At 63.1% G+C, this 25,749-nt stretch carries 25 protein-coding genes; 12 read left to right on the forward strand and 13 right to left on the reverse strand.

Annotated features, from left to right (window positions below; all coding sequences use genetic code 11):
- Nucleotides 1–67 precede the first annotated feature (67 nt).
- Nucleotides 68–565 (reverse strand): CAP domain-containing protein, encoded by a 498-nt coding sequence (locus FHT79_RS17240; RefSeq protein ID WP_047617023.1) that lies wholly within the window; start codon nucleotides 563–565, stop codon nucleotides 68–70.
- Nucleotide 566: 1 nt separating this feature from the next.
- The gene (locus tag FHT79_RS17245; RefSeq protein ID WP_028756102.1) at nucleotides 567–833 is read right to left on the reverse strand and encodes a DUF6460 domain-containing protein; all 267 of its coding nucleotides are present in this window, start codon (nucleotides 831–833) and stop codon (nucleotides 567–569) included.
- A gap of 140 nt (nucleotides 834–973) precedes the next feature.
- Between FHT79_RS17245 and FHT79_RS17250 the strand changes: the two genes are divergently transcribed.
- The 3 genes from FHT79_RS17250 (at nucleotide 974) to FHT79_RS17260 (ending at nucleotide 3,018) form a co-directional block, all read left to right on the forward strand.
- The gene (locus FHT79_RS17250) at nucleotides 974–1,906 is read left to right on the forward strand and encodes a methyltransferase domain-containing protein (RefSeq protein ID WP_183903771.1); all 933 of its coding nucleotides are present in this window, start codon (nucleotides 974–976) and stop codon (nucleotides 1,904–1,906) included.
- Nucleotides 1,907–2,117: 211 nt separating this feature from the next.
- Nucleotides 2,118–2,753: a YitT family protein gene (locus FHT79_RS17255; RefSeq protein ID WP_047617264.1), complete on the forward strand. Its 636-nt coding sequence runs from the start codon at nucleotides 2,118–2,120 to the stop codon at nucleotides 2,751–2,753.
- Between the two features lie 97 nt (nucleotides 2,754–2,850).
- Nucleotides 2,851–3,018, forward strand: a complete 168-nt coding sequence (locus FHT79_RS17260) for a hypothetical protein (protein WP_155295742.1) — start codon at nucleotides 2,851–2,853, stop codon at nucleotides 3,016–3,018.
- 67 nt (nucleotides 3,019–3,085) lie between these two features.
- Here the strand turns inward: FHT79_RS17260 and FHT79_RS17265 are convergent, their stop codons facing one another.
- Together FHT79_RS17265 and FHT79_RS17270 are read right to left on the reverse strand one after the other, a co-directional pair.
- On the reverse strand, nucleotides 3,086–3,547 hold the full coding sequence (locus tag FHT79_RS17265; RefSeq protein WP_127430972.1) for a carboxymuconolactone decarboxylase family protein: 462 nt from the start codon (nucleotides 3,545–3,547) through the stop codon (nucleotides 3,086–3,088).
- Between the two features lie 23 nt (nucleotides 3,548–3,570).
- Nucleotides 3,571–4,071, reverse strand: a complete 501-nt coding sequence (locus FHT79_RS17270; RefSeq protein ID WP_028756098.1) for an Rrf2 family transcriptional regulator — start codon at nucleotides 4,069–4,071, stop codon at nucleotides 3,571–3,573.
- A 133-nt stretch (nucleotides 4,072–4,204) separates the two neighbouring features.
- On the opposite strand from FHT79_RS17270, the gene FHT79_RS17275 reads away from it, so the two are divergent.
- The 3 genes from FHT79_RS17275 to pdeM are packed head-to-tail and all read left to right on the forward strand — an operon-like array spanning nucleotide 4,205 to nucleotide 8,164.
- Complete coding sequence (locus tag FHT79_RS17275; protein WP_025570301.1) at nucleotides 4,205–4,837, forward strand: YitT family protein; 633 nt, start codon at nucleotides 4,205–4,207, stop codon at nucleotides 4,835–4,837.
- 47 nt (nucleotides 4,838–4,884) lie between these two features.
- Nucleotides 4,885–7,395 (forward strand): ligase-associated DNA damage response DEXH box helicase, encoded by a 2,511-nt coding sequence (locus FHT79_RS17280; protein WP_097631417.1) that lies wholly within the window; start codon nucleotides 4,885–4,887, stop codon nucleotides 7,393–7,395.
- Between the two features lie 43 nt (nucleotides 7,396–7,438).
- Nucleotides 7,439–8,164 carry a ligase-associated DNA damage response endonuclease PdeM gene (pdeM, locus tag FHT79_RS17285; protein WP_029875848.1) on the forward strand — a complete coding sequence of 242 codons (726 nt, stop codon included), beginning with the start codon at nucleotides 7,439–7,441 and terminating at the stop codon, nucleotides 8,162–8,164.
- A gap of 44 nt (nucleotides 8,165–8,208) precedes the next feature.
- On the opposite strand, the gene FHT79_RS17290 is transcribed toward pdeM, so the two are convergent.
- From FHT79_RS17290 to FHT79_RS17325, 8 genes are all read right to left on the reverse strand, one after another.
- Nucleotides 8,209–8,790 (reverse strand): transglycosylase SLT domain-containing protein, encoded by a 582-nt coding sequence (locus FHT79_RS17290; RefSeq protein WP_025570306.1) that lies wholly within the window; start codon nucleotides 8,788–8,790, stop codon nucleotides 8,209–8,211.
- A 145-nt stretch (nucleotides 8,791–8,935) separates the two neighbouring features.
- Nucleotides 8,936–9,493 (reverse strand): dihydrofolate reductase family protein, encoded by a 558-nt coding sequence (locus FHT79_RS17295; RefSeq protein ID WP_183903772.1) that lies wholly within the window; start codon nucleotides 9,491–9,493, stop codon nucleotides 8,936–8,938.
- 193 nt (nucleotides 9,494–9,686) lie between these two features.
- On the reverse strand, nucleotides 9,687–10,487 hold the full coding sequence (locus tag FHT79_RS17300; RefSeq protein WP_047617015.1) for a TIGR02186 family protein: 801 nt from the start codon (nucleotides 10,485–10,487) through the stop codon (nucleotides 9,687–9,689).
- The gene (locus tag FHT79_RS17305; protein WP_025570683.1) at nucleotides 10,487–11,410 is read right to left on the reverse strand and encodes a sulfite exporter TauE/SafE family protein; all 924 of its coding nucleotides are present in this window, start codon (nucleotides 11,408–11,410) and stop codon (nucleotides 10,487–10,489) included. The genes FHT79_RS17300 and FHT79_RS17305 overlap by 1 nt, the downstream gene beginning before the upstream one ends.
- Nucleotides 11,411–11,707: 297 nt before the next feature.
- Nucleotides 11,708–15,481 carry a peptidoglycan-binding protein gene (locus tag FHT79_RS17310; RefSeq protein ID WP_183903773.1) on the reverse strand — a complete coding sequence of 1,258 codons (3,774 nt, stop codon included), beginning with the start codon at nucleotides 15,479–15,481 and terminating at the stop codon, nucleotides 11,708–11,710.
- A 330-nt stretch (nucleotides 15,482–15,811) separates the two neighbouring features.
- A complete protein-coding gene (locus FHT79_RS17315) occupies nucleotides 15,812–16,177 on the reverse strand; it encodes a VOC family protein (RefSeq protein WP_063473923.1) in 366 nt (121 codons plus the stop codon).
- A 94-nt stretch (nucleotides 16,178–16,271) separates the two neighbouring features.
- The gene (locus FHT79_RS17320) at nucleotides 16,272–16,973 is read right to left on the reverse strand and encodes an SDR family NAD(P)-dependent oxidoreductase (protein WP_183903774.1); all 702 of its coding nucleotides are present in this window, start codon (nucleotides 16,971–16,973) and stop codon (nucleotides 16,272–16,274) included.
- A 73-nt stretch (nucleotides 16,974–17,046) separates the two neighbouring features.
- The gene (locus tag FHT79_RS17325) at nucleotides 17,047–17,730 is read right to left on the reverse strand and encodes a DNA-3-methyladenine glycosylase I (RefSeq protein WP_183903775.1); all 684 of its coding nucleotides are present in this window, start codon (nucleotides 17,728–17,730) and stop codon (nucleotides 17,047–17,049) included.
- A gap of 252 nt (nucleotides 17,731–17,982) precedes the next feature.
- On the opposite strand from FHT79_RS17325, the gene FHT79_RS17330 reads away from it, so the two are divergent.
- From FHT79_RS17330 to FHT79_RS17345, 4 genes are all read left to right on the forward strand, one after another.
- Nucleotides 17,983–19,779, forward strand: a complete 1,797-nt coding sequence (locus FHT79_RS17330) for an acyl-CoA dehydrogenase C-terminal domain-containing protein (RefSeq protein ID WP_097594918.1) — start codon at nucleotides 17,983–17,985, stop codon at nucleotides 19,777–19,779.
- Between the two features lie 212 nt (nucleotides 19,780–19,991).
- A complete protein-coding gene (locus FHT79_RS17335) occupies nucleotides 19,992–21,200 on the forward strand; it encodes an acetyl-CoA C-acetyltransferase (RefSeq protein WP_183903776.1) in 1,209 nt (402 codons plus the stop codon).
- Between the two features lie 66 nt (nucleotides 21,201–21,266).
- Nucleotides 21,267–23,483: a 3-hydroxyacyl-CoA dehydrogenase NAD-binding domain-containing protein gene (locus tag FHT79_RS17340; protein ID WP_183903777.1), complete on the forward strand. Its 2,217-nt coding sequence runs from the start codon at nucleotides 21,267–21,269 to the stop codon at nucleotides 23,481–23,483.
- Between the two features lie 272 nt (nucleotides 23,484–23,755).
- Nucleotides 23,756–23,965: a cold-shock protein gene (locus FHT79_RS17345; protein ID WP_003545273.1), complete on the forward strand. Its 210-nt coding sequence runs from the start codon at nucleotides 23,756–23,758 to the stop codon at nucleotides 23,963–23,965.
- Between the two features lie 249 nt (nucleotides 23,966–24,214).
- On the opposite strand, the gene FHT79_RS17350 is transcribed toward FHT79_RS17345, so the two are convergent.
- Nucleotides 24,215–24,715, reverse strand: coding sequence for a MarR family winged helix-turn-helix transcriptional regulator (locus FHT79_RS17350; RefSeq protein WP_132573611.1), 501 nt, complete (start codon nucleotides 24,713–24,715; stop codon nucleotides 24,215–24,217).
- Nucleotides 24,716–24,773: 58 nt separating this feature from the next.
- Here FHT79_RS17350 and FHT79_RS17355 point away from each other — a divergent pair, with 58 nt between their 5' ends.
- Together FHT79_RS17355 and FHT79_RS17360 are read left to right on the forward strand one after the other, a co-directional pair.
- Nucleotides 24,774–25,178 (forward strand): GFA family protein, encoded by a 405-nt coding sequence (locus FHT79_RS17355; protein WP_183903778.1) that lies wholly within the window; start codon nucleotides 24,774–24,776, stop codon nucleotides 25,176–25,178.
- A 118-nt stretch (nucleotides 25,179–25,296) separates the two neighbouring features.
- Nucleotides 25,297–25,740: a nuclear transport factor 2 family protein gene (locus FHT79_RS17360; RefSeq protein ID WP_047617002.1), complete on the forward strand. Its 444-nt coding sequence runs from the start codon at nucleotides 25,297–25,299 to the stop codon at nucleotides 25,738–25,740.
- Nucleotides 25,741–25,749: the final 9 nt, after the last annotated feature.

The following is a 25,749-nucleotide window of genomic DNA, read 5'->3' on the forward strand; positions in this document are numbered from 1 at the left end:
GCCGCGCGTCCTGGTGAGAGGCGCTAGGGACGCTGTAACATCCTGAATTGCTGCAGGCGGAATCGCCTCAGCTGGAAAGCACCATGGCCCAATAGGGCAGGTTCCGGGAAGAGGGATTATGGGCGACGGCGACACCGAGGCCGTCATAACGCCCAAGCATGTTTTCCAGATGATGCGGCGAGTTGATCCAGGCCGTCACCACGGCATCGACGCTCTGCTGGCCGGAGGCGATATTCTCTGCCGCCGGCAGCCGGACACCACTGGCTTTCACACGTGCGCCAAAACTGTCGGTCATGCCCATGAGGTGCGCCATCTTGCCGGCGCTCGCCATGCGCTTCGCCTGGAAGAGAGCAGCCGTACTCGCTGCCGGGTCGACGGCCAGCGGCGGCAGGCCGTTTTTGGCCCTGAGCTGGTTGACGAGCGGCAGCACCCGCGCCGTCTCGTCCTCGCCGTCGGACGGCGTCCCGGCGATCCGCGGGGTCGTGGTGCAGCCGGCGATGCCGGCGGCGAGCGCAAGTCCGGAAAGGCGCAGCAGGCCGCGCCGGGAAAGATCGATGGATGTCATGTTAGCGGCGGTAGCTGAAAAGACGAAGGATGACGAAGAGCGGGATGACGATCGTCGCGCCGAGGATCAGATAGTCGCCGACGCGCCCGAGTGCCGAAAAGCCCCGGTGCCAGACTTCCAGGATGAAGTCGCGCACGCCGTCGATGATGCTCCACGGCGTCAGGCCGAAGACGGTCATGACGAAACCGACGATCAGCGACACCACGATAAGCTTTATCACTGTGCGGCCGATTGAATCGCCGAGGAACCTGTTCGCCTGATCGGACATAAGCCATCTCCTGTTTGCCCTTGGAATAAGGTCGCGGCCTTCAGCCCGCAAGCCCTTTCCGGAATTGGCCGCTTCGCCTCTGAAATAGGACTTGAGTTTTTTTGTGGCCGCCGCCAAATGCGGGCCAACCAATAGGTCCGTTGATGCACCACCAGCTTTCCTCCGGCGATGTCATCGCCGACCGCCGCGCCGACTATGCCAGGATGCTCGAAGAAGGCGGTGAGCCGGACGCGGCGGCCGAACTGATGGAACAGGCGCTCGAACTCGTGCCGGCCTGGGCCGCCGGCTGGTATCGCCTCGCCACCTATCTGGAAAAGGCGGGCAGGGCGGATGCCGCGATCGAGGCCTACCGCAGGACGCTTGCCTTCGATCCCGACGATATTTTCGGCGCAACCCTGAAGCTCGCCCTTCTCGGCGACGTAGCCACGCCCGACCGGCCGCCAAGCCGCTATGTCGAGCGCCTTTTCGACGACTATGCCGATCGTTTCGAATCAGCCCTTGTTGAAAAACTCGACTACAGCGTCCCGCAGAAGCTCGCAGCGCTGATCGCCTCCACCGGCAGGCGTTACGAACGCGCCGTCGATCTCGGCTGCGGCACCGGCCTGCTCGGCCCGGAGATCCGTGGCCGTGTCGACCGCCTGGAAGGCTTCGACCTCTCGCAGAACATGCTGGTGAAGGCGGCCGAGAAACAGGTGTATGACAGTCTCGCCCAGGCCGACCTCTCGCTCGCACCCGATCTCTCCGGTCTCTTTGCCGATGCCGCCCGCCATCGCGCCGATCTGGTGACGGCGGCCGATGTGCTGATGTATCTCGGCAATCTCGAAAGCGTCTTTGCCATCATCGGAGAACTCGCGGCATCAGGCGCCGATATCGCCTTTTCCGTCGAGGATGCGGGAGACGGCGAGGGCTTCCATCTCGCTCCGTCGCTGCGTTACGCCCATTCGGAAAGCTATGTCAGGGCGCTTCTTGCCCGTCACGGCTTGCAAATCCTTGCGACCGTCAAGTCGGTCATTCGCAAAGATGGCGGAAAACCGCTATCCGGCATTCTGTTCCTTACGCGCAAACCAGCGTGAGCGAACATTTCTTGCGATTTTTTAATAGGTCAGCATTGCTTACCTATTCTGCTTGATCAAAAGACCGAAAAACCCGATACTGCGCTGCATCATCAGAGATGCCCGGCAATTATCGCCGAGGCGCTCCGGCTTCTTTCATTATGCAAAATTCCGTCGCGCCCGGGTCTCCCCAGCGCGTTTTTTAACATCGTCTGCCGTGGAGATTGGCGACATGACACAGCTCATCAATGCTCTTGGCGTCTGGAACACGAGCGCGACGCGCCACACCCCGATCGAGGATGTGCAGGGCATATTCTCCGGCAGCCTGGTTGCCGCGCTCGGCCTCTACGTGCTTGCCAGCGCCGGCCTTCTCACCGGCAGCACCGCCGGTGTGGCCTTCCTTCTGCACTATGCCTTCGACGTCAATTTCGGCCTCGCCTTCTTCCTGCTCAACCTGCCGTTCTTCTATCTCTCGTGGAAGCGCCTCGGCATGGCCTTCACCATCAAGACCTTCGTCGCCATCGGCCTGACCTCGGTGATTGCCGATGTGCAGTCGCGCTTCTTTTCGATTTCGAGCATTCATCCGGCCTGGGCCGCCCTGCTCGGCGGCCTGCTGCTCGGCTTCGGCCTGCTGGCGCTTTATCGCCACCGCGCCAGTCTCGGCGGCGTCGGCATTCTCGGCATCTATCTGCAGGAGCGTTTCGGCATCCGCGCCGGCCTCGTCCAGCTCGCCATCGACATGTGCGTGCTCGCCGCTGCCTTCTTCGTCACCACCCCGCCGGTCGTCTTCTATTCGGTGCTCGGCGCCGTCGTCCTCAACCTCTTCGTCGCCATCAATCACCGCGCCGATCGCTACATCGCGCTCTAACCTTACAAAACGGTAAGCCATTCTAAACAAATCGTAACTTGCCTCAGATCGGCCCCGGCGCAACACTCCTCCCGCGCCGGATTTGATGAGGTGAACTATGTCAGATTTGGAAAAGCTTGTGAGACGCCGTATGCAGGAAGAATACGCCAAGGGCACTTCCGCAGAGGAAATTGCGAAAGTCGTCCGAGACCTGTTCAACAGCATCGACCTCTCGGACAATCGGTTTGACGCCGTTGCCGTACGGGCCACCCGGGATCACGAGTGACCCGATATTCGACCGACCCGAGTTTTCGGGTCGGTTGCCAGAGGATGTTTCCCCTCCATCAAATATCTCAGGCAGCCTTCGTTGCCGCATCAATCGGATGCTGCGAGCGGAAGCCGACGGCAAGCCGGTTCCAGATGTTGATCGCGCCGATCGCCACCGTAATCTCAGTCATCTCCTTCTCGGAGAAATGCGCCTTCAGCGTCTCGTAGTCGCCATCCGGGGCGCCAGTTTTGGCGATGTTGGTGACGGAATCCACCCAGCCGAGCAGCGCCCGTTCGCGGGCGTCATAGACCGGGGATTCCCGCCAGACGCACATCAGATTGATCCATTGTTCGGAGAGCCCGTCATGGCGGGCTTCCTTCACATGCATGTCGACGCAATAGGCGCAGCCGTTGATCTGCGAGGCGCGCAGCTTGATCAGGTGGATGAAGCGGCGCTCCAGCCCGGAGGACTGGACATATTGCTCGAGAGCGGCGACCGCCTTGTAGGCGTCGGGAGCGGCTTTGGCGAAGTTGAAACGTGGTTGCATGGTCTTTCTCCTGTGTGAGTGGCTCAGCGAGCCGTCTTGCGTTCATGGATTTCGAGGAAAGCGCAGCCTCTGGCTGCGATCGATCCGTCGTCGAGGGCATTCAGTTCGATGCCGAGATCGGCAATGCTGGTCTTGGCAAGTTCGGCCCGATAGACCCGTTCGGCTCTGAGCATCGCCGCACTGATGGTGCAGGGTTGGGCAAAGAACCGATCGGAGACCGGGTTCGGTCCGCGCTGGCGGATTTCGGCGCAGCGGAAGGCCGGCGCCGGTCCTTCGACGGCAAGCAGGATGTCGAGCAGCGAAATCTCTTTCGCCGCCTTTGCCAGCCTGTATCCGCCTTTCGGCCCCGGCACGGTATCGAGGATGCCAGCGCCCGACAGCGCCTGCAGATGCTTCAACAGATAACTCGTCGAGACGCCGTGGAATTCCGCCAACGCGGCCGCCGAAAGCACGCCGCCTTCGGAGAGGCCGGAAAGCATCGCCACGCTGTGAATGGCCTGCTCGACCCCGTCGCTCATCTTCATGCAGGATGCCTCCTCAATTCGTGGATAAAAAATATCCACGATTATATCGGATGTCAAGAGGCGCGCTTGCTGCTTGCCACTTGCCTTTATCCTGACCCCGGATAGAAGACGGAAAAGCCGACAGGGGAACAACATGGCATCCAACGCTTTCGCAGGCCTTCTGAATTCCAGCGCCGATCGTCATTCGCTCTTCGACGACGCCCAGGGCATCGTCGCCGGCAGCATGCTTGCCGTGCTCGGCGTAACGCTTCTCTCCGGCGCCGGGCTGCTTGCGGGCGGCACGGCGGGCATGGCCTTCCTCGCCCATTATGCGACCGGCTTCAGCTTCGGGCTCTGCTTCTTTGTCGTGAACCTGCCCTTCTATTATCTTGCCTTCCGCCGTTTGGGTCTCGCCTTCACCATCAAGACCTTTGCCGCCATCGCGCTGACCTCGGTCCTGTCCGAATTCGTCTCGGGCTTCATCACCATTGCCCATGTCGATCCGATAGCCGGCGCGCTGTTCGGCGGCCTCGTCATCGGCGCCGGCATGCTGGCGCTCTTCCGCCACCGCGCCAGCCTCGGCGGCATCGGCATTCTCGCTCTCTATCTCCAGGATCGCTTCGGCTGGCGCGCCGGCTTCGTCCAGCTCGGCTTCGACGGCATCATCCTGGCGCTTTCCTTCTTCGTCGCCACCCCCTTCATCATCGCCTGCTCCGTGCTTGGTGCGATCGTTCTCAACCTCACGATTGCCATCAACCACCGCAAGGACCGCTATATCGCCATGTGAAGGCCTGCGGCTCTTCTTTTTCCCAGGCATTTCACTACCTTCCAGGCGTGGACCAGATCGATTCCGAAGCCCGTGCCCTGCTGCCTGCCGCCTTTACCCGCTGGTTTGCGGAAAAGGGCTGGCGACCGCGCGCCCATCAGCTGGAATTGCTCGCCCGCGCCGAGGCCGGTGAAAGCACGCTGCTGATTGCGCCGACCGGCGCCGGCAAGACGCTCGCCGGTTTTCTGCCCTCGCTCACCGATCTCACCCGCCGCGGCAAGATCCCGCCCGGCTCCGCCTTCACCGGCATCCACACGCTCTATGTCTCGCCGCTGAAGGCGCTCGCCATCGATATCGAGCGCAACCTGATGAAGCCGGTCGCGGAGATGGGCCTGCCGGTCACGATAGAAAACCGCACCGGCGACACGCCGAACGCAAAGCGCCAGCGCCAGAAACTCAACCCGCCGGATATTCTGCTGACCACGCCGGAACAGGTCGCCCTGCTGCTGGCCAACCGCGAGGCCGAACGCTTCTTCAAGGACCTGAAATATATCATCCTCGACGAGTTGCATTCGCTCGTTACCTCCAAGCGCGGCCATATGCTCTCGCTCGGCCTGGCTCGTCTCCGCCGCCTTGCCCCCGACCTCAAGACCATCGGCCTCTCGGCCACCGTCGCCGAGCCCATGGACCTGCAGAAATGGCTGGTCGGCCAGGAGGAGGGCAGGGAGCATCATGCCGGCCTCGTCGTCGTCGAAGGCGGCGCCAAGCCCGATATCGCGATCCTGTCGACCGAGGAGCGCATTCCCTGGGCCGGCCATTCCGCCCGGTATGCCATTCCCGACGTCTACAACAAGCTCCTCGAACACAAGACGACGCTGCTTTTCGTCAACACCCGCAGCCAGGCCGAAATGCTGTTTCAGGCGCTCTGGACGATCAATGACGACAACCTGCCGATCGCGCTCCATCACGGCTCGCTCGATGTCGGCCAGCGCCGCAAGGTCGAGGCGGCGATGGCCGAAAACCGGCTGCGCGCCGTCGTTGCCACCTCCACCCTCGATCTCGGCATTGACTGGGGCGATGTCGATCTGGTCATCCATGTCGGCGCGCCGAAGGGCGCCTCACGTCTTGCCCAGCGCATCGGCCGCGCCAATCACCGCATGGACGAACCCTCGAAGGCGATCCTGGTGCCGGCCAACCGGTTCGAGGTCATGGAGTGCCAGGCCGCCCTCGACGCCAATTATATCGGCGCCCAGGACACCCCGCCCGTCGGCCGCGGCGCGCTCGACGTGCTCGCCCAGCACGTGCTCGGCATGGCCTGCGCCGAACCCTTCGACATGCTGGAACTCTACGACGAGGTCACCAGCGCCTCGCCCTATGCCGATCTCAGCTGGGAGACCTTCGAGCGCATCGTCGATTTCGTCGCGACCGGCGGTTATGCGCTCCGGACCTACGAGCGTTATGCCCGCATCCGCAAGACCAAGGAGGGCCGCTGGCGCGTCTCCAATCCTGCGGTCGCCCAGCAATACCGCCTCAACCTCGGCACCATCGTCGAGAGCCCGATGCTGAATATCCGCATGGTCAAGCGCGGCGAGGGCGGCAGGATCGGCCGTGGCGGCGCCACGCTGGGCAAGGTCGAGGAATATTTCCTCGAGCAGATGTCGCCGGGCGATACGTTCGTCTTCTCCGGCAAGGTGCTGCGATTCGAGGGCATCCGTGAAAACGAGTGCCTGGCGTCGCAGGCCTTTTCGCTCGATCCGAAGATCCCCTCCTACAATGGTGGCAAGTTTCCGCTGTCGACCTATCTCGCCGAGCAGGTGCGGGCGATGATCGCCGATCCCGACCGATGGCAGCGCCTGCCGGATCAGGTGCGCGACTGGCTGTCCTTACAGAACGACAAGTCGATGCTGCCGAAGCGCGACGAGTTCCTGATTGAAACCTTCCCGCGCGGCAGCCGCGGCTACATGGTCGCTTATCCCTTCGAAGGCCGTCTCGCCCACCAGACGCTCGGCATGCTGCTCACCCGCCGGCTGGAGCGGGCCGGCGCCAAGCCGCTCGGCTTCGTCGCCACCGATTATTCGCTGGCGATCTGGGGGCTCGAGGATATGGGACTGATGATCGGCAATGGCCGGCTCAGCCTCTCCGACCTCTTCGATGAAGATATGCTCGGCGACGATCTCGAAGCCTGGCTCGACGAATCCTTCCTGTTGAAACGCACCTTCCGCAATTGCGCCGTGATTGCGGGCTTGATCGAACGCCGCCATCCGGGCAAGGAAAAGAGCGGCCGCCAGATCACCGTCTCCGCCGATCTGATCTATGACGTGCTGCGCAGCCACGAGCCGGATCACATCCTCTTGCAGGCGACGCGGCAGGATGCGGCGACGGGACTTTTGGATATTGGCCGTCTTGGCGATATGCTGAGGCGAATCAGGGGCCACATCACCCACCGCGCCCTCGACCATATTTCCCCGCTCGCCGTGCCGGTGATGCTGGAAATCGGACGCGAGGCGGTGCCGGGCGAGGCCCATGATGTGCTGCTCGCCGAAGCGGCGGACGATCTGATCGCCGAAGCGCTTGCTTGACGAGGCTTGAGCCTGACGACGGTATTTGGGAATAACAGAAGTGATGAACCGCCTGGCGCTGGCGCGCGACATATCGGGATTGGCCACGGTGCCGGGCGTCGAGACGTCGGTCCATGGCATTGCCGCCGTCTGCGATCCGCTCGGCGCTCTCTATCTGCCGGATGCCGGCCTGCTCGTCGTCTCCGACCTGCATCTGGAAAAGGGTGCGGCCTTTGCCCGCCGCGGCATGATGCTGCCGCCTTATGATACGCTGGCGACGCTGACCGTCCTTGCCGCCGTCATCTCGCGTTACGATCCGAAGCTCGTCGTCTCGCTCGGCGATAATTTCCACGACCGTATCGGCTCAAAGCATCTGCCGGAGAATTTCCGGGCGCTGATCGTCGAAATGGCGCGCGGCCGCGAATGGATCTGGATCAACGGCAACCATGATCCGGACGGTATCGTCGATCTGCCGGGCGCTTCCACCGACGAGATGCATTATGCCGGCCTGACCTTCCGCCACGAGCCGAGGAACGGCTTGCAGAAGGGCGAAATATCGGGCCACCTGCACCCGTCGGCCACGGTCCGCCGCCGCGACAAATCCGTCCGCCGCCCCTGCTTTGCCACCGACGGCGCCCGCCTCCTCATGCCGGCCTTCGGCGTCATGAGCGGCGGCCTCGACCTCGGCCATCAGGCGATGCACGGTCTTTTCGACAGGGGATCGCTGATCGCGCATCTGCTCGGCAGGGACCGGATCTACTCGGTGCGGTATGGAAATTTGCGGGGGTAGCGCTACGACCCGATGTGCCGCGTACCCCTCTGCACACCCTTAAATCAATCACACTCCCGCAGCTGCTGCTGATACGTCCCCGCCATCCGCGCGAACCTCTGCGCCGTCTGCTGTAATTGCCCGTTCGAGCGCCAGTCGCCGCGCTTATATCCGGTCGGACCGGAATAATAGGCGAGATAGAGATTATAGGCATCGTTCAGCGGAATGCCGGTCTCCACGCTGTTCTGGTAGTGATACCAGCCGATGAAATCGATCGCGTCGGAAAAGTTTGTCCGGCGCGCGGCCCAGTTCCCCGTCTGCGACTGATAGTGATCCCAGGTCCCGTCCAACGCCTGCGAATAACCGTAGGCCGTCGACGGCCGGGTCCAGGGAATGAAGCCGAATAGCTTGGTGCGCGGCGGCCGCGCATAGGGTTGGAAGCCGGATTCGGTATACATCGTCGCCATCAGGATCGGCACCGGCACGCCGTATTTCTTTTCCGTCCGCTCGGCGGCACGCTGCCAGCTGGTGAAGAGCCCGTCGCGCTCGTCGAAGACGGCGCAGATGTTCCGCGTCTGTTTGGGCGCCGTCGCGCAGCCGGCAAGCAGCGCCAGCCCGACGGCTGTCAGAACGATACGAGTACGCATAACAAAACCTCTCGTTTCCGAGAGATTACTAACTCGTAAATGTTAAAGACCGGTTTTTAGTCGAATACGAAGTTTCCCGGATGCTTTCCCGGGCGGCCAGGGGGATGCTGGCCTGATCGCCGGGAGGCCTAAGGACAGGCGCCCGCTACGCTTTGACGGGCTCGTAGCGCAGGATCACCGCGCCGCCTTCCGTCGTCGAGGATTCGATCAGCTTCAGCGGCACCTGGCCTTCCGCAGATTTGAAAAGCGGGTTGCCGCTGCCGAGGATAACAGGCACGACGCAGACCCTGATTTCATCGATGAGGCCGGCTTTCAGCAGGCTGTCGGCAAGCTCGGCGCTGCCGAAGATGAAGATCGTCTTGCCGTCCTCCTGCTTCAGCTTCGTCAATTCCGGGATTGGGTCGCTGACGATGCGGGCATTGTTCCAGCCGGGCTCGGTCATCGTCCGCGATACGGCGATTTTGGCGATACCGTTCATATAGGCTTTGATCTCACCTTCGCCCTCGGCGGTCGGCCAGTAGGAAGCCATGCCCTCATAGGTCTTGCGGCCAAAGACCAGCAGATCGCCCTCCCTGCCGAACTGTTCGGCATAGCGCTGCAGCTCAGGTCCCCAGGCGAGATTGTGGAAGTCGATATCCCAAGGCTTCGTGCCTTCGAAATAACCGTCGAGCGTCATCAGGTTCCAGACAACAAGCTTTCTCATTTCCATCCTCCTTCTGGATTGCTCAAAACCAGTTGCGTTTGACAACTGGTTGAAAACTAAGATGACTGATAGCGAAATGCAAGCGGTTTTTGGAATGGAATATCCGGGCAGGCTGCTGCTGCCCGCAGGCCGTCGTGCTCGGCGCTTTGCCGAGCCTGTTTTCGGGGAGAAATCTTGAACGCCCTGCGGCGGATCAGTCCTTACGGAAGATCAGGCTGGCGCCCCAGCCGGTGATGACGGCGAGAGCCACGGCCGCGCAGCCGTAAAGGATCGGCTGATTGTGCGCCGCATCTGTGATCGTCTGTTCGATACCGGTCTTGATGACCCTGAGCGGCAGCGATTTGTCGGTCACGAAAAGGCCGCTCTTGAACAGATAGGCGCGCACCGTGTGCACCCCGTTCGGAATGTTGGCCGGCAGGCGCAGGCTCGCCTTGAAGAGGTTGGAGGAAACGAACCGCACGCCGCTGGTGTTCCGGTCATAGAGGCCGCCGCCCTGTTGCAGCCGCCGGAAGGCGTCGCGGAATTCGCCGAGATTGCTGCCGTCGCCGACGAAGCCGACCGGCGTCAGCGGAATATGATCGATGCCGATCCCTTGATCGGTCAGCTCGAGCGGCGTCGTCAGATCGTCGGTCATGCGCGAGCTCGACATCGAATAGGAATGCGGCACTGCCTCGAAGGTCATCGAGCGTGTATTCACCCAGATGCCGAAGACCCGTTCCTTCCTGCGCACCGTCGCATCCTCGCGCGGGCCTTCCAGCACCACGACCACGTCATACTGGCCGATGGCGAGCAGCAGCTGGTCGGTGTTCGAGAGCGCCCCGAAGATTGTCAGGTCGGCGCCGTGGAAATCCGAAGTGATGGCGATTTCGCTGGTTGAGGTGCCGATTTCCAACCCTTCACGCACCGCTTCCGTCGCCTGGCCCGGCAGCCATTGCGCTCCGGCAGTCGCCGGCAGCAGGCAAAACAGTGCGATGATGAAAGCCAGCAGGCGCATCAGTTGCCCGCTCCCATGACCACCGAATAGACGTCGGCCGGCGTCACCACCAGCGCGACCGCCAGACGCAGGCCGACGGCGAGCACCAGCAGTCCGAGCAGGGCGCGCAGCTGTTCGCCGCGCAGCTTCTGGCCGACCCGCACGCCGTATTGCGCGCCGATGACACCCGCCACCATCAGGATGAAGGCGAGCACGATGTCGACGGAGAAGTTCGTCGCCGCCTGCACGATCGTCGTATAGGCGGTGACGAAGATGATCTGGAACAGCGAGGTGCCGACGACGACATTGGTCGGGATGCGCAGCAGGTAGATCATCGCCGGCACCATGATGAAGCCGCCGCCGACACCCATGATCGAGGTGAGGATGCCGATCGCAAAGCCGAGCGTGACGACCGGAATGACGCTCAGATAGATCTTCGATTTCTTGAAACGAACCTTGAGCGGCAGTTTGTGCACCCAGTGCTGGTGGCCGGGTTTGCGCGGCGCCGGCGGCTCGTTGCGCGCTGCCCGCCGCATCGCATTGATGCTTTCGAGCAGCATCAGTCCGCCGACGGTGCCGAGGAAGATGACGTACATCAGCGAGATGATGAGATCGAGCTGACCGACCCGGCGCAAAAGCGAGAAGATCCAGATGCCGACCGTGGCGCCCGATAGGCCGCCCAGCAGCAGCACCGTGCCGAGCTTGACGTCGAGCGTGCCGCGCCGGAAATGGGTGATCGCGCCCGAGATCGACGACGCCACCACCTGGTTGGCGCCGGTCGCGACCGCGACGACAGGGGGAATGTTGTAGAAGATCAGCAGCGGCGTGATGAGAAAGCCGCCGCCGACGCCGAACATTCCAGACAGGAATCCGACGGCCGCCCCCATGCCGAGAATGATGAAGATGTTCACCGACAATTCTGCGATGGGCAGATAGATTGTCACAGCTGACCCCGAATGATGACCGCTCCTGCCGGGCGGTTTCTGTCACGTCCCCGTTCGAATGCGCACCATACTGTGAAATCGTTGCCAGAGGCTTTCGATCGGGCCTGATTGGCGAAGAGATCGGCGGCAGAGGATTCGCCGGATGCGCGGATCGATATGTCCGGGCATAATCCGGCTTTTTTCAGGTTTTGTGACAGGCGGCGGAAAAATTGGAAGAAGCCTTGCGGCATAGTCCGCCAGGCCCTTCAGATTGCCCAAAGCTGAGATATGAGACGATCCCGCGTCGATGCGACGCGCTTAGATTGCCTTGCTGCCCTGCTTGTTGCGTTCGAGCAGCGCCTTCACGGTTGCGTCGGTCACCTTGCCGTCCGGCTCCTGGCCGACCGACTTCTGGAAGTTCTTGATCGCGGTCACGGTCTTCGCGCCCATTTCGCCGTCCGGCGCGCCGGCGTCGAAGCCGTTATTGTTGAGGATCGCCTGGATGTTGCGGATTGCCTTCTTCATGTCGACGGTCGCCGTCTTGGCGCCGGTGCCGGCCCATTCGTCGGGGATGTCGATGGCGTTGGTGCGGTGGTCGAGCGGCTCCGGCTTCCACAGATCGGCCTTGGCGCGCGCCCGTTCGAGCTGATCGGGCTTCATGGCGTTGGCCACTTCGTCGCGCTTCTGCGCCGCATCCTTGTCGCCGGCCTTGGCGGCAATCGCAAACCACTTGTAGGATTCTTCGAGATCCGCCGGCACCCCGTTGCCCCTGGCGCAGAGGATCGCCAGGTTGAACTGGCTGTCGGTGATGCCGAGATTCGCAGCCTTGGTGAACCACGAGGCGGCCGTCGCATAATCCTGCTGGCCGAGTGCGCCGGAGGCGTAGAGGACGGCGAGATTGTGCATGGCGCTGGCATTGCCCTGGTTTGCCGCCTGCTCGTAGAAGCCCTTCGCCTTGGCGATGTCGCGCTCGACGCCGTTGCCCTTCTCGTACATGCTGCCGAGCCGGTACTCAGCAGGCGCAAAGCCCTTGTCGGCCGAAAGCTGATACCAGCTTGCCGCCTGCTTCTGATCGACCGTCATGCCGTTGCGGCCGTCCGAATAACGCGCGCCGATCTCGAACAGCGCCAGCGCATCGCCGCCGCTTGCCGCATCGGCCAGCGATTTCGGCTGGACGGTGTCGGGAATGGTGATGGCGGCCTGCGGTGCAGGTGCGGGAACGAAGCCCGATGTCTCCTGTGCCGCGCCGGATGGAGCAGGGGGGGCAAACGTCGCAGCCCCTTCGCCGTCGAGCGGTGCTGCGTCGGTCAGATGCTCGCCGGCAACCGGCGGGGCCGCTTCCGGCTGCGCCTGTTCGCCAGCGGGAGGCGTAGCCTCCGCTGCCGGCGCGGTCGTTCCGATGGCTGCGGCGTCCGGCTGGGCGGGTATCGCTTCCGGCACAGCAGGCGACGGGTTTTCCGTAGCCCCGCTCAGCGCCGAGACTTCGGCTGGCGCCTGCGGTGCGTTCTCGCCGCTCGTCAGCGTCCGGGCAAGCGGAAAGGCCATGATAGCGAGCAGCACCGCGCCGACCGCCAGCAGGATCGGCCGCCGGTAGCGCGAAAAGGCGCTGGTCTTGCCCGTCTTGTCAGCCGTCTTGCCAGCCTTGCCGGCGGTCGCGCCTTTCTTCTCGGGCTTGACGGCGGCCTGCTTCGGATTGGCGTCCACCTCCATCGCGGCCGCCTGCGCCGCACGGCGGGCGGCGGCGATATAATCGGCTCGGTCGGTTTCGCCGGCAGGTTTGCCGCGCGCCGCACTCTGGCTGGCGCGAACCCGTTCCAGGATCTTCTTCACGTCAGGTGTGCCCGAGCCCGGCTCGAGCAGTTCGTTTGCCGCATCCGTCGGCACCACGTCGGCGGGGTCGATCGACGGCGCGGGGTCGATCATCGGGCGTTCGCTCGCCCGGCTCTCGGTTTTCTTGGCCGGCAGCAGCCGCTTGCCGAGGCTGGCGAGCAGGCTGACCTTTGACGGCGCCGGAGCCGCTGCCGCAGCCTCCGTCGTCCGGGTCGCGGCTTCGATGGCGATCACGCTCGTTCCGCTCATGGCGCTGGTTTGAGCCGGGGCGGCAGGTTCGGCTGCGACCTCGGCCGTACGGATCACCGGAGAGGCCTTCAGCGTTGCGGCTGTCTCCGCCGCCCTGTTCATCTCCGCTTCGGCCACCATCAGCGCGTAGGGATCGACATCGAAATCGACCTCGGCCACCGGCATCTGGGCGAGCGGCCGCCCGCGCTCTTCCATGCCGTCGAGGCGGTCGGCGATATGGACCAGCGTCTCGTGCAAAGCCTTGAAAGTCTTGTGCGTGCGCTCCTCGCTGTCGCGGCTGAGATCTTCGAGGTGGCGCAGATCTTCGGCAAGTGCCGTCAGCGCCGACATGTCGGCGGGTGCCACGGCGCCCTGCGGGCCGCCATGGCGCGAATAGGCTTCGACGACGGCTTCGGCCGCCTGGCGTGCGGCTTCGATGATATATTCGTCGCTCGTCGCCATATAGTCTTCGATCGCGCCCATGCGACGGTCGAATTCGGCGGGCATCGCAGCGCTTTCGCGCGGCTCGCTCATCAGCGCTGAAAGATGGGCGATCTGGTCTTCGAGGTTCTTCAGCGCCCGCGGATCGGTCGGCGCTGCGGATGTGCTCTCTTCCAGCCGGGCGGCGATGTCGCTCAGTCGTCCTTCGAGGCGCCGGAAGGCGCCGTCGTCGACCGCAGCGGCCGGCACCGGCACTTGCTGCTGATGCGCCATCTCGTCGATACGCCGGGCGAGATAGTCGAGCCGCTGCGCCAGCACATCGTTGACGGCGCCGTTCTCAAGCGCGTCGATCTTGCGGGAAATGTCCGACAGCGTGCCGGTGAGGTCGGGCTGGGGCGCAGCCTTCTGCGTGCGCTCCAGCAGATAGGAAAGATGTTCCAGCCGTTCGTCGAGCCGCGACGTCGCTTCCGCATTCGCCAACTCCTCGACGCGTCCGGTCAGCGCCTCCAGCCGCATCGCCAGCTCGTCGGCCGGCGTTGCACGGCTGGCCGCATCATGGCTCATCAGGTCGATCTGATCGGCGAGCGCCGAAAGCCGGCTTTCCAGCCGCTGCATCAGCGCCGGATCGTTCGCGGCAGCCGCGCGTCCGCTGGCCGCGATCGCCCGGCTGATCTCGTCGAGCCGCATGTCCATGGCAGCGAACTGTTCGGACATGACCCGGTCGTGCGGCTGGATCATGTTGCCGAAATGCTCCATCGCCGTGGCGATGGAGATGAGCTTGTCTTCCAGCGCCCGCACGGCCGGGCTTTCGCCCATGCCGCCGATGTGGCGCTTGATGTCGTCGAGCCGGTAGGCCAGCGAAACCAGCTCTTCCTGCAGCCCCTCGGTATCGAGTGCCGCAAGCCGGCTCTCGACGCCGTCCCAGCGGTTTTCCATATGGCGCAGCGAATCCTCGCGCGCCAGCCCGTCCATCAGCGAGCGCAGCTCCTCGAAATCCTCGCGCAGGCCGGCGGCCTCCGGGCCGCTCGAGCGGCCGGTCAGCTGGGTGATGCTCTGGGCAAGGCGGCCCATATCGGCGCGCATGTCGTCGGCGAAACGGCTGTCCCCGGCATTTTCCTTGATCTCGCGCAGCTCGGCGCGCAGCGTATTCATCTCGCGGGTGACACCCTCGGAAATGTCGCGCTTCAGGTCCTGCCGCAGATTGACGAGCGCCTGGGCGATCTCCGTCATCGTGTCGTCACCGGCGCGGAAGGCGGGCGCCGGCACTGGGGCGGCGCGTGGGGCGGGTTCACGTGAGAGCGGGGCCTGCTCGCGTGTGTAGGGCCGCTCGCGGCCGGCTTCGAGGGCGCGCTGGCGCTGGCGGATTTCGGCGAGCGGATCTGGCCGCGGCTCGGGCGGGGCCTTTGCGGGCCGCGGAGCATAGGAGCCGGCATAGGGATCGCGCTCGGGCGTTGCCGTGCGCGGCCGCTGTTCGCGCCCGGTGCTGCCCATCAGCCCCTCGATGCGCGCCTCCAGCCCTTCGATCGTGCGGTTCAGCGCATCGAGCGAGGTCCTGTCGGACTGTCGGGAAGGATTTGATCGCGATCCGTTCATCTTCTTGCTCGCTTCGACTGCTCGACCCCTCGTCAGAGCTCGATCTTTGGCTTTTCCGTCTGCTGCCCGCGCCTTTGCGCGAACCGGAGCGCACCATTCATAAGAAGTTAGTCAATTAGACTTTCCTCAAGCTGAACGATGTAGCGGCATCCTTAAGGAACGCGAGACTGGGGCAAGGAATGCGGATCGCTACTGCTCAATCCGCACCTTTCACGAAACGTGGTAAACAAGCCGTTAATGTCGCTGAGAATTTTTTAACGTTTGCGGCCCAAACGCCGTTTTTGACGGCAATTGCCGTTCAATTCGTCAGATCGGATGGCGCCGCCACGATCAGGCCGGACGCGGATATTGCAGCTCGATCTTCACGCCCTCGGGGCCGTAGACGAAGACCTGACCGAGATCGGTGTCGGGAATATCGTAATATTCGTAGCGATAGCCGCTCGCCTTGATGCGTTCCAGCGCCGGCCCGAATTCGTAAAGGCTGAAGGCGACATGGTTGAAGATGCCGGGCGGAAAATCGGTGCTGCGCGATGTCAGGCTGAGATGGATGACCGGGCGTTCGTCCAGATAGAGCCAATGGCCGGGCGAGGCGAAGGGCGGCCGATAGCCTTCCCTGACACCGAGCAAGGTTTCGAGAAAACTGATCATGACAGGCGCATCGCGGGTTTCGATGGTGACGTGGTCCAGGCGCGGCATCGGTCTCCTCCCAGCCAGCTCAGAGGACGAAACATAGTCCGTTTGATGCCGCCGCGAAAGTTGCCTTCTCCGGCGGCGGCACCGCTGATCTAGCTCAGAAGCTCTCGGTCCACGGCCGGACTTCCACCTCCAGCGACCACGCGCTGCGGTGCTGGCGAAGCACGTCGATATAGGTCTGGGCGATCGCCTCCGGCAGCAACGTGCCGTCGGGCTTCTCCGCCCGATCCGGCCGGATCTGCGAGCGCACTGCGCCGTCGATGACGAAATGCGCGACATGGATGCCCATCGGCCCCAGTTCGCGGGCAGCACTCTGGGCAAGGCCGCGCAGCGCGAACTTGCCCATCGCGAAGGGCGCCGATTGCGCAAAGCCCTTCACGCTTGCCGAGGCGCCGGTGATGAGGATGGCGCCGCGGCCGCGCGGGATCATTCGCTGTGCTGCCTGCTGCACCACCAGGAAACCGCCGAAAGCGGTGGTCGTGATCGCCTTCTCGACTTCGGCGGGATCGAGTTCGGCGAGCGGCCCGCGCAGGCGGGCGCTGGCATTGAAAATCACCACGTCGGGCCCGCCGATGGCGGCGGCGGCCTCGTCGAACAGGGCTGCGACGCTCGCCGGCTGCGAGACGTCGGCGCTAAAGGCGCTGGCGCCGGTCTCCTCGATGAGCCCTTGCAGCTTTTCGACATTGCGGGCGGCGAGCCCGACCTTGACGCCCTGCGCCGACAATTGCCGGGCGAGCGAGGCGCTGATGCCGGAGCCCGCGCCGACGATGAGGGCATTCTCATAGGGAAGATCGGTCATGATGTTGTCCTCGATGGATCGTCGCAATCACGTAGGAAGTTCGAACGGCCGGCGCCACCGCTCGACCGGAGTTTCAGTGCGCCGAATCGATCGAATAGGCGCTGATGCGTGAGAGATGGATGAGGGAAAGACCGGTTTCCCCGGCCCAGTCGTTGAAGGTCTGCTGGATCAGTTGCTGGTCCTTCTTCGTCGTGCCGGAGGAGGAGAGCGGAACCCCGGCGGATCGGAGGCAAGCGAGCACGTCGATCGTGGTAATGAAGCTGTCGCGGCCGATGCCGCGCAGGAAATATTGTCCGGTCATGCCGCCGAGCCGGCTGCCGCGTTTACTCAAGAGGTCGAGAAGGCCGATCTGGTCATCCCGTGGCCAGTCGGCGAAGAAGACGCCGGCGCTGCCATATTCCTTCGCCAACTCCCTGACGAAGGCGGCATTGGCGCGAACCGACATGATCTTGGCGCCGTTGCGGATGATCCGCTCATCCGAGGTCAGGGCATGCCAATAATCGTCGGGTGCGATATTCAGCGTCGCCGGATCGAAACCGGAAAATGCCGCCTCGAAACCCGGCCACTTCGCATCGATCACCTTCTGGACGAAACCGCTGTAGAAGACCCGCCGGGTCATATCCGCCAGGATGCGATCGTCGGGTATGGCGCGCAGCCGCTCGTGATCCGGCCGGTGATTCTGCAGCAGGGCCTGCAACGCGGCCGCTCCGCCCTTTCGTTCCTCCGCACGCTGCCTTATCGCCTCGAAACTGATCATGCGGCCCTCCCGAAACATTGCCGGATTGCGGCTTGAACGACGCCTCCGCTTATACGCCATTCCCAGATGGACAAGGAAGATGAGATGGCGTCTCCTCCGCGCACGTCATGGCCCGCGGATTGGCGCTCTCGAATTTTTTCATGAAAAGACGGCCAAGGTGCAAAATTTGACGTTTACGCAAACGTCAATATTTTGTAAGACAGTGCCCGAGGCCGGGGCGATCCGGTCAGCCGAATGGGAGGAATTCGAGAGATGCCAGTCTACAAGGCCCCGGTGAACGATACGCTCTTCGTCCTGAACGACGTGCTGGGCCTCGAACGCTACAACAATCTGCCGGGTTTTGCCGACGCGACCCCCGATATGATCGAGGCGATCCTCGGCGAGGCCGGAAGGGTTGCCGAGGAAGCGCTCTTCCCGCTGAATTATTCCGGCGATCAGGAAGGCTGCACGCGCCACGACGATGCCAGCGTCTCGACGCCGAAGGGTTTCAAGGAAGCCTATAAAGCCTATCGCGAGGGCGGCTGGATCGGCCTTGCGGTGCCGGAGGAATTCGGCGGGCAGGGACTTCCCTATACGCTGCATACCGCCGTCGGCGAATATACCTCCGCCGCCAACATGTCGTTGATGATGTATCCCGGCCTGACGCAGGGCGCGATCGCCGCGATCCTCGTCCACGGCAGCGACGAGCAGAAGGCCACCTATCTGCCGAAGATGGTGGACGGCTCCTGGTCCGGCACCATGAACCTCACCGAGCCGCATTGCGGCACCGATCTCGGCATGCTGCGCACCAAGGCGGTGCCGCAGGCTGACGGCAGCTACAAAATATCCGGCCAGAAAATCTTCATCTCTGCCGGCGAGCACGACCTGACCGACAATATCGTCCATCTGGTGCTGGCCCGCATCGAGGGTGCGCCGGAGGGTACCAAGGGCATCTCGCTCTTCATCGTTCCGAAATTCCTCGTCGGCAAGGACGGCGCGCCGGGCGCCCGCAACGCCGTCTCCTGCGGCGCGATCGAGCACAAGATGGGCATTCACGCCAACGCCACCTGCGTGATGAATTACGACGAGGCGACCGGCTTCCTGATCGGCGCCGAAAACCGCGGCCTCAACGCCATGTTCGTGATGATGAACGAGGCCCGCCTGATGGTCGGCCTGCAGGGCATCGCCATTTCCGAGATCGCCTATCAGAATGCCGCCAGCTACGCCCGCGACCGCATCCAGGGCCGCTCGCTGTCCGGCCCCAAGGCGCCGGATAAGAAGGCCGACCCGATCATCGTCCATCCGGATATTCGCCGGACGCTGATGACCATCCGCGCCTTCAACGAGGCCGGCCGCGCCTTCCTGCTCTGGACGGCGCTGAAGTCCGATATCGCCCACCGCGCCACCGATGAGAAGGAGCGCCAGACGGCCGACGATATTCTCGGCCTCGTCACCCCGATCCTCAAGGGCGTGATGACCGACAAGGGCTTCGATCATGCCGTCATGGCCCAGCAGGTCTTCGGCGGCCACGGCTATATCGAAGAACACGGCATGAGCCAGTATGTGCGCGATGCCCGCATCGCCATGATCTATGAGGGCGCCAACGGCATCCAGGCGCTCGATCTCGTCGGCCGCAAGCTCGCCTTGAACGGCGGCCGCGCCGCCATGGCCCTCTTCAAGGAGATCGGCGATTTCTGCGAGGAGAACCGCGGCAACGAAAAGCTCTCCTTCTTCACCAAGCATCTGAAGAAGGGCTTGAACGACGTCCAGGGCGCGACCATGTGGTTCATGCAGAACGCCATGGCCAAGCCCGACAATGCCGGCGCCGGTTCGACCGACTACATGCACCTCTTCGGCCTGGTCGTTCTCGGCTATATGTGGGCGAAGATGGCGAAAGCCGCCGAGGATGGCCTTGCATCGGGCGATGCCGCCCGCGAGGATTTCCTGAAGAACAAGCTGGTCACCGCCCGTTTCTTCATGGAACGCCTGATGCCGGAAACCGCCCTTCGCAAGGCCCGCATCGAAGCCGGCGCCGACACGATGATGGAACTGGCCGCCGAAGCGTTTTAAGACGAATTCCCTCTTCTCCCCAGCGGGGAGAAGATGCCCGGTAGGGCAGATGAGGGGGTGAGCGACAAAGGAGCGAGCAGCCGCGCGCAAGCAAGCTCGAGTTTGTCGCTCTGGCCCTCACATCCGACCTCTTCGAGGCTACCTTCTTCCGCCGGGGAGAAGAGAAAAGACACGAATTCACCGGCGCCGCCGCGCCGTCAGGGAGATGAGATATGACCGAGGTTTTCATTTACGACCACGTGCGTACGCCGCGCGGCCGCGGCAAGAAGGACGGCGCCCTGCATGAGGTGCCATCCGTCCGCCTCGCGGCAAAGACGCTGGAAGCAATCCGCGACCGCAACGGGCTGGATACATCGACGGTCGACGACATCATCATGGGCTGCGTCGATCCGGTCATGGATGCCGGCGCCGTCATCCCCAAGGCCGCCGCCTTCGAAGCCGGTTATTCCACCAAGGCGCCCGGCATGCAGATCTCCCGCTTCTGCGCTTCCGGCCTCGATGCCGTCAATTTCGGTGCCGGCAAGATCGCGCAAGGGGCCGATGACATCGTTATCGCCGGCGGCGTCGAAAGCATGTCGCGCGTCGGCCTCGGCATGTCCGGTGGCGCCTGGTTCATGGACCCTTCGGTGAATTTCCCGGCCTATTTCATGCCGCAGGGCGTCTCGGCCGATCTCATCGCCACCAAATACGGTTTCAACAGGACCGATGTCGACGCCTATGCGGTCGAGAGCCAGAAGCGCGCCGCCCATGCCTGGGAAAAGGGCTGGTTCGACAAGTCGGTCGTTCCGGTCAAGGACCAGAACGGACTGACGATCCTTGATAAGGACGAGCATATGCGCCCCGGCACCGACATGCAGGCGCTCGCCTCCCTCAATCCGTCCTTCCAGATGCCCGGCGAGATGGGCGGCTTCGAGGCGGTCGGCATCCAGGCCCATCCGGAGATCGAGCGCATCAATTATGTCCATCATGCCGGCAATTCCTCCGGCATCGTCGATGGCGCCGGCGTCGTGCTGCTCGGCTCCAAGGCCGGCGGTGAAAGCATGGGGATCAAGCCGCGCGCCCGCATCAAGGCTTTCGCCAATATCGGCTCCGATCCGGCGCTGATGCTGACCGGACCCGTCGACGTCACCGAGAAGCTGCTGAAGCGGACAGGCATGAGCCTTGCCGACATCGACCTTTTCGAACTGAACGAGGCCTTCGCCGCCGTGGTGCTGCGCTACATGCAGGCCTTCGACATCGACCACGACAGGATCAACGTCAATGGCGGCGCCATCGCCATGGGCCATCCGCTCGGCGCCACCGGCGCAATGATCCTCGGCACCGTGCTGGACGAGCTCGAGCGCCGCGACCTCAACACCGCGCTGGTGACGCTCTGCATCGGCGCCGGCATGGGCACGGCAACGGTCATCGAACGCGTTTGATGGGATAGCCCTCTCCACAAGGGGAGGGCTCCACGGCAAAAGAATTCAGGGAGAGGAATTCCCAAGATGAGCACCTACACCAATTTCACGCTCGAAACCGACGCCGACGGCATCGCTCTCGTCACCTGGGACATGCCCGGCAAATCGATGAACGTGTTCACCGCCGAGGTGATGGCCGAACTCGACGCCATCATCGACGCCACGACCGCCGATGCCGCCGTCAAGGGTGTCGTCTTCACCTCGGGCAAATCCTCCTTCTCCGGCGGTGCTGACCTCTCGATGATCAAGTCGATGTTCAGTTCCTATCAGGAGGAGAAGGCAAAGAGCCCGCAAACGGCGGTGCAGAACCTCTTCGGCCTCGTCGGCCGCATGAGCGGCCTGTTCCGCAAGCTCGAAACATCGGGCAAGCCCTGGGTGTCCGCCATCAACGGCACCTGCATGGGCGGCGCCTTTGAATTGTCGCTCGCCTGCCACGGCCGCGTCGCCTCCAATGCCAAGAGCGTCAAGATCGCGCTGCCCGAAGTGAAGGTCGGCATCTTCCCCGGCGCCGGCGGCACCCAGCGTGTGCCGCGGCTGGCGAACGCCCAGGATGCGCTGCAGATGATGACGACGGGCCAGTCGCTGACCGGCTCCCGCGCCAAGGCGATGAACCTCGTGCATCAGGTGGTCGAGCCGGATCAGCTCATCCCGGCCGCCAAGCAGATGATCAAGGATGGCCTGAAGCCGGTTGCCCCCTGGGACGAGAAGGGCTTCAAGGCGCCCGGCGGCGGCATCTGGACGCCAGCCTCCGCCCAGCTCTGGCCGGCGGCGCCGGCGATCCTGCGCCGGGAAACATCGGGCAATTATCCGGCAGCGCTTGCCATCCTGAAATGCGTCTATGAAGGCCTGCAGGTGCCGTTCGACACGGGCCTGAAGATCGAGCAGCGTTATTTCACCGAGGTGCTGCAGACCCGCGAAGCCTTCTCGATGATCCGTTCGCTGTTCATCTCCATGCAGGAGCTCGGCAAGGGCGCCCGCCGCCCGACAGGCATCCCGAAGACCGAGCTGAAACATGTCGGCGTCGTCGGCGCCGGCTTCATGGGCGCCTCGATCGCTTACGTCACTGCCGCCGCCGGCATTCCCGTGACGCTGATCGACCGCGACATCGAAGCGGCGACCAAGGGCAAGACCGTCTCCGAAGGCCTGGTCAAGGATTCTGTCGGTAAGGGACGTCTTACGCAAGACGAGGCAGCCGCACTGCTCTCCCGCATCACGCCGTCGGCCGATTATGCCGACCTCGCCAATGCAGATCTCGTCATCGAGGCGGTGTTCGAGGATCGCGAAGTCAAGAAAGCCGTCATCGAGGCCGTGGAAGCCGTGCTGCCGGAGGGCGCGATTTTCGCCTCCAATACCTCGACCCTGCCGATCTCGGGTCTTGCGAAGAATTCGAAACGGCCTACCGATTTCATCGGCATCCACTTCTTCTCGCCTGTCGAAAAGATGATGCTGACGGAGGTCATCCTCGGAAGCGAAACCGGCGACAAGGCGCTGGCCGTTGCTTTGGATTATGTCGCCGCCATCAAGAAGACGCCGATCGTCGTCAACGACACCCGCGGCTTCTTCGTCAATCGCTGCGTGCTGCGCTACATGTCGGAAAGCTACGACATGCTGATCGAGGGCGTGCCGCCTGTGATGATCGAAAACGCCGCCAAGATGGCCGGCATGCCGGTCGGTCCCTTGGCGCTGAACGACGAGGTCGCCATCGACCTCTCGCTGAAGATCCTCAAGGCGACGGTCGCCGATCTCGGTGAAAGGGCCATCGACCCCAGGCATATGGACCTCATCTCCCGCATGGTGGAGAAGGAGGGCCGCTTCGGCCGCAAGAATTCCAAGGGCTTCTATGATTATCCGCCGAAGCCGGCGAAGAAGTCGCTCTGGCCTGATCTCAAGACGCTCTACCCGCAGAAGCCGGCGGATGAGGTTGACGTCAACGTCCTGATGCAGCGCTTCCTCGTCACCATCGCGCTGGAAGCCGCCCGCACCGTCGAGGAAGGCATCGTCACCGATCCGCGCGAGGCGGATGTCGGTTCGATCCTCGGCTTCGGCTTCGCGCCCTATACCGGCGGGGCGCTGAGCTATATCGACGGCATGGGCGCGAAGACCTTCGTGGAACTGGCTGAAAAGTTAGCTGGTGCTTACGGAAATCACTTCCAACCGACGCCGCTGTTGAAGGACATGGCCGCCAAGGGCGAGACCTTCTACGGGCGGTTCGATCCCTATGCGAAGGTGGGGCAGGCGGCTTAGGCCGCCTTTGCCCTCGTGCCGCGGCGCCCGCTCTGGCCTGCCGCGGCACAACGTTAAAGAACGCTTGACCCGCTGAACTCGACTTTTCCTTGTTGCGGCCTTGCCACGGACACAATTCCCGATTAAACGTTCACGCATCGATCTTGCTAGATGAACTTTGAAACGGCGCTAGCGTCGTTCCTGGCGAACTTCCTCCAAAATCGGTTTTCATCGCCGCTTGGGCATCTGTCCGGGCTGCATTCTTCTATGAACGATTCGAAAAGGATATCGTCATGAGCACTGGTACCGTAAAGTGGTTCAACGCAACCAAGGGCTTCGGCTTCATTCAGCCGGATGACGGCGCAGCCGACGTTTTCGTCCACATCTCCGCCGTTGAACGTGCTGGCATGCGCGATCTCAAGGATGGCCAGAAGCTGTCTTACGAGCTCGTCCGCGACAACAAGTCCGGCAAGATGTCGGCAGACCGCCTCCAGGCGGCCTGAGCCTTTAAGGCTTTGAATATCATCTCCGGATCGTGACCACGGATGTACTGGCACGGTTCGTTGAGATAGCAGGGAAGGTCGGGTTAGCCCGGCCTTTTTTTGTTTCTGGCTGGCAGATGCTGTGCTCTTTCCTAAGAAATGCGTCCGCGACACTCCCTCTGCGGCCACGGCACGACCTCAAAGAATCTTTCGCACCACCAATTGAATTCGCCGCCAGCGACAACAAGCCTCGCAAGGCAGCTAAACCACTCAACCTCCACCCGTCTCACCACCCTCCAGCATCTCCATCACCCGCGCCATCACCGCCCGCGCCGCATCGAGTTCGGCTGTCGTAAACGCGGCACCCAGCCCGTCCGCCCATCCGGCCTGCGCGATCTCGATGACGCCGAGCCGTGCGGCCCCTTCCGCCGTCAGCCGCACCAGTTTGGCGCGCTGGTGCTGCGGATTGTCGGCATAGGCGATCAGCCCTTCGCCCTCCAGCACATCGGCAAGCCGTTGCACGCCCTGGCGGGCGAGGCCGAGGGCGCGGGCGATCTGCGCCACCGACATGTCGCCGCGCCGTGCTGCGGCCAGCACCTGCCAACGTGCGCTGGTTTGTCCCGCCGGCTTTGCCAGCTGGTCGCCGGCCGCCGTCAGATGGCCGGCGAGGCGAAGGGCGGTGATCGCGAAAGCGGAAAAGGCGTTCCCTTCCATCGTTCGCTCCGGTCGATTTTGTTTGACAACATGTTGTCTATTTTGTATCTCATCCATAGTGACAACATATTGTCATATTGGAATGGCAAAGGCAACGCCGAGGGAGGAGAGCGCCATGAAGAAAACCTACAGAGGAAGCTGCCATTGCGGCAAAGTGCACTACGAGGTGGACATCGACCTTGAGGAAGGCACCGGCCGCTGCAATTGCTCGATCTGCACCAAGCGCCGCTATTGGGGCGCCAACGTCAAGCCGGAGGATTTCCGGCTGATGTGCGATCCGGTGGAAACGACCGATTACCAGTTCAACACCATGAGCGGTCATCACCGCTTCTGCCGCACCTGCGGTGTGTCAGCCTTTGGCGACGGTTATGTCGAAGCGATCGGCGGCGCCTATGTCTCGATCAACATCGCCTGCCTCGACGATATCTCCCCTGGGGAACTGGCAGCACTGCCGGTCCGTTATTACGACGGCAGGCACGATGCCTGGTGGAACGAACCTGAAGTGACGCGTTATCTCTGAAGCAATTCCAGCAAGACTGCGCAGCAGTTTTGCCGGAGTTACGCAAACCGAGAACCATCCCTGTCGGATCGTCGTCCTCCCCTTCGTCCTCTGTCCATAACGGAGAAGGAGAACGATCGTGAAAGACGAAGCGAGTGCCAGGATCGAGGAAGAGGCGATCATCGCCATGCTGATGATGCGCGCCAAGGCGCTGGGCGAAAAGAATGCCAAGGACGCGCTTTCTTACGAGGCGGAGGATTCCGTCGAGTTTTCGCTGGCGCCGCCGCTTGCCTATTACGGCCAGGACGAGGCGGGTCTGCAGGCCTGGTTCGATACCTGGGAAGGCCCGATCGGCGGCGAGGTGCGCGATGCCAGGCTGACGGCCGGCGAAGATGTCGCTTTCTGGAGCGGCCTCATGCGCATGACGGGAACCAAGACCGATGGCGCCGAGGTCGATCTCTGGTTTCGCCAGACGCTGGGCCTCGTCAAACGGGATGGCCGCTGGCTGGTCGCCCACCAGCACGCCTCGGTGCCCTTCGCCATGGATGGCAGCGGCCGGGCGCTGCTCGATCTCAAGCCCTGAACTGCGTCC

It is taken from the genome of Rhizobium sp. BK212 (assembly GCF_014197475.1).
Taxonomy (GTDB): Bacteria; Pseudomonadota; Alphaproteobacteria; order Rhizobiales; family Rhizobiaceae; genus Rhizobium; species Rhizobium anhuiense.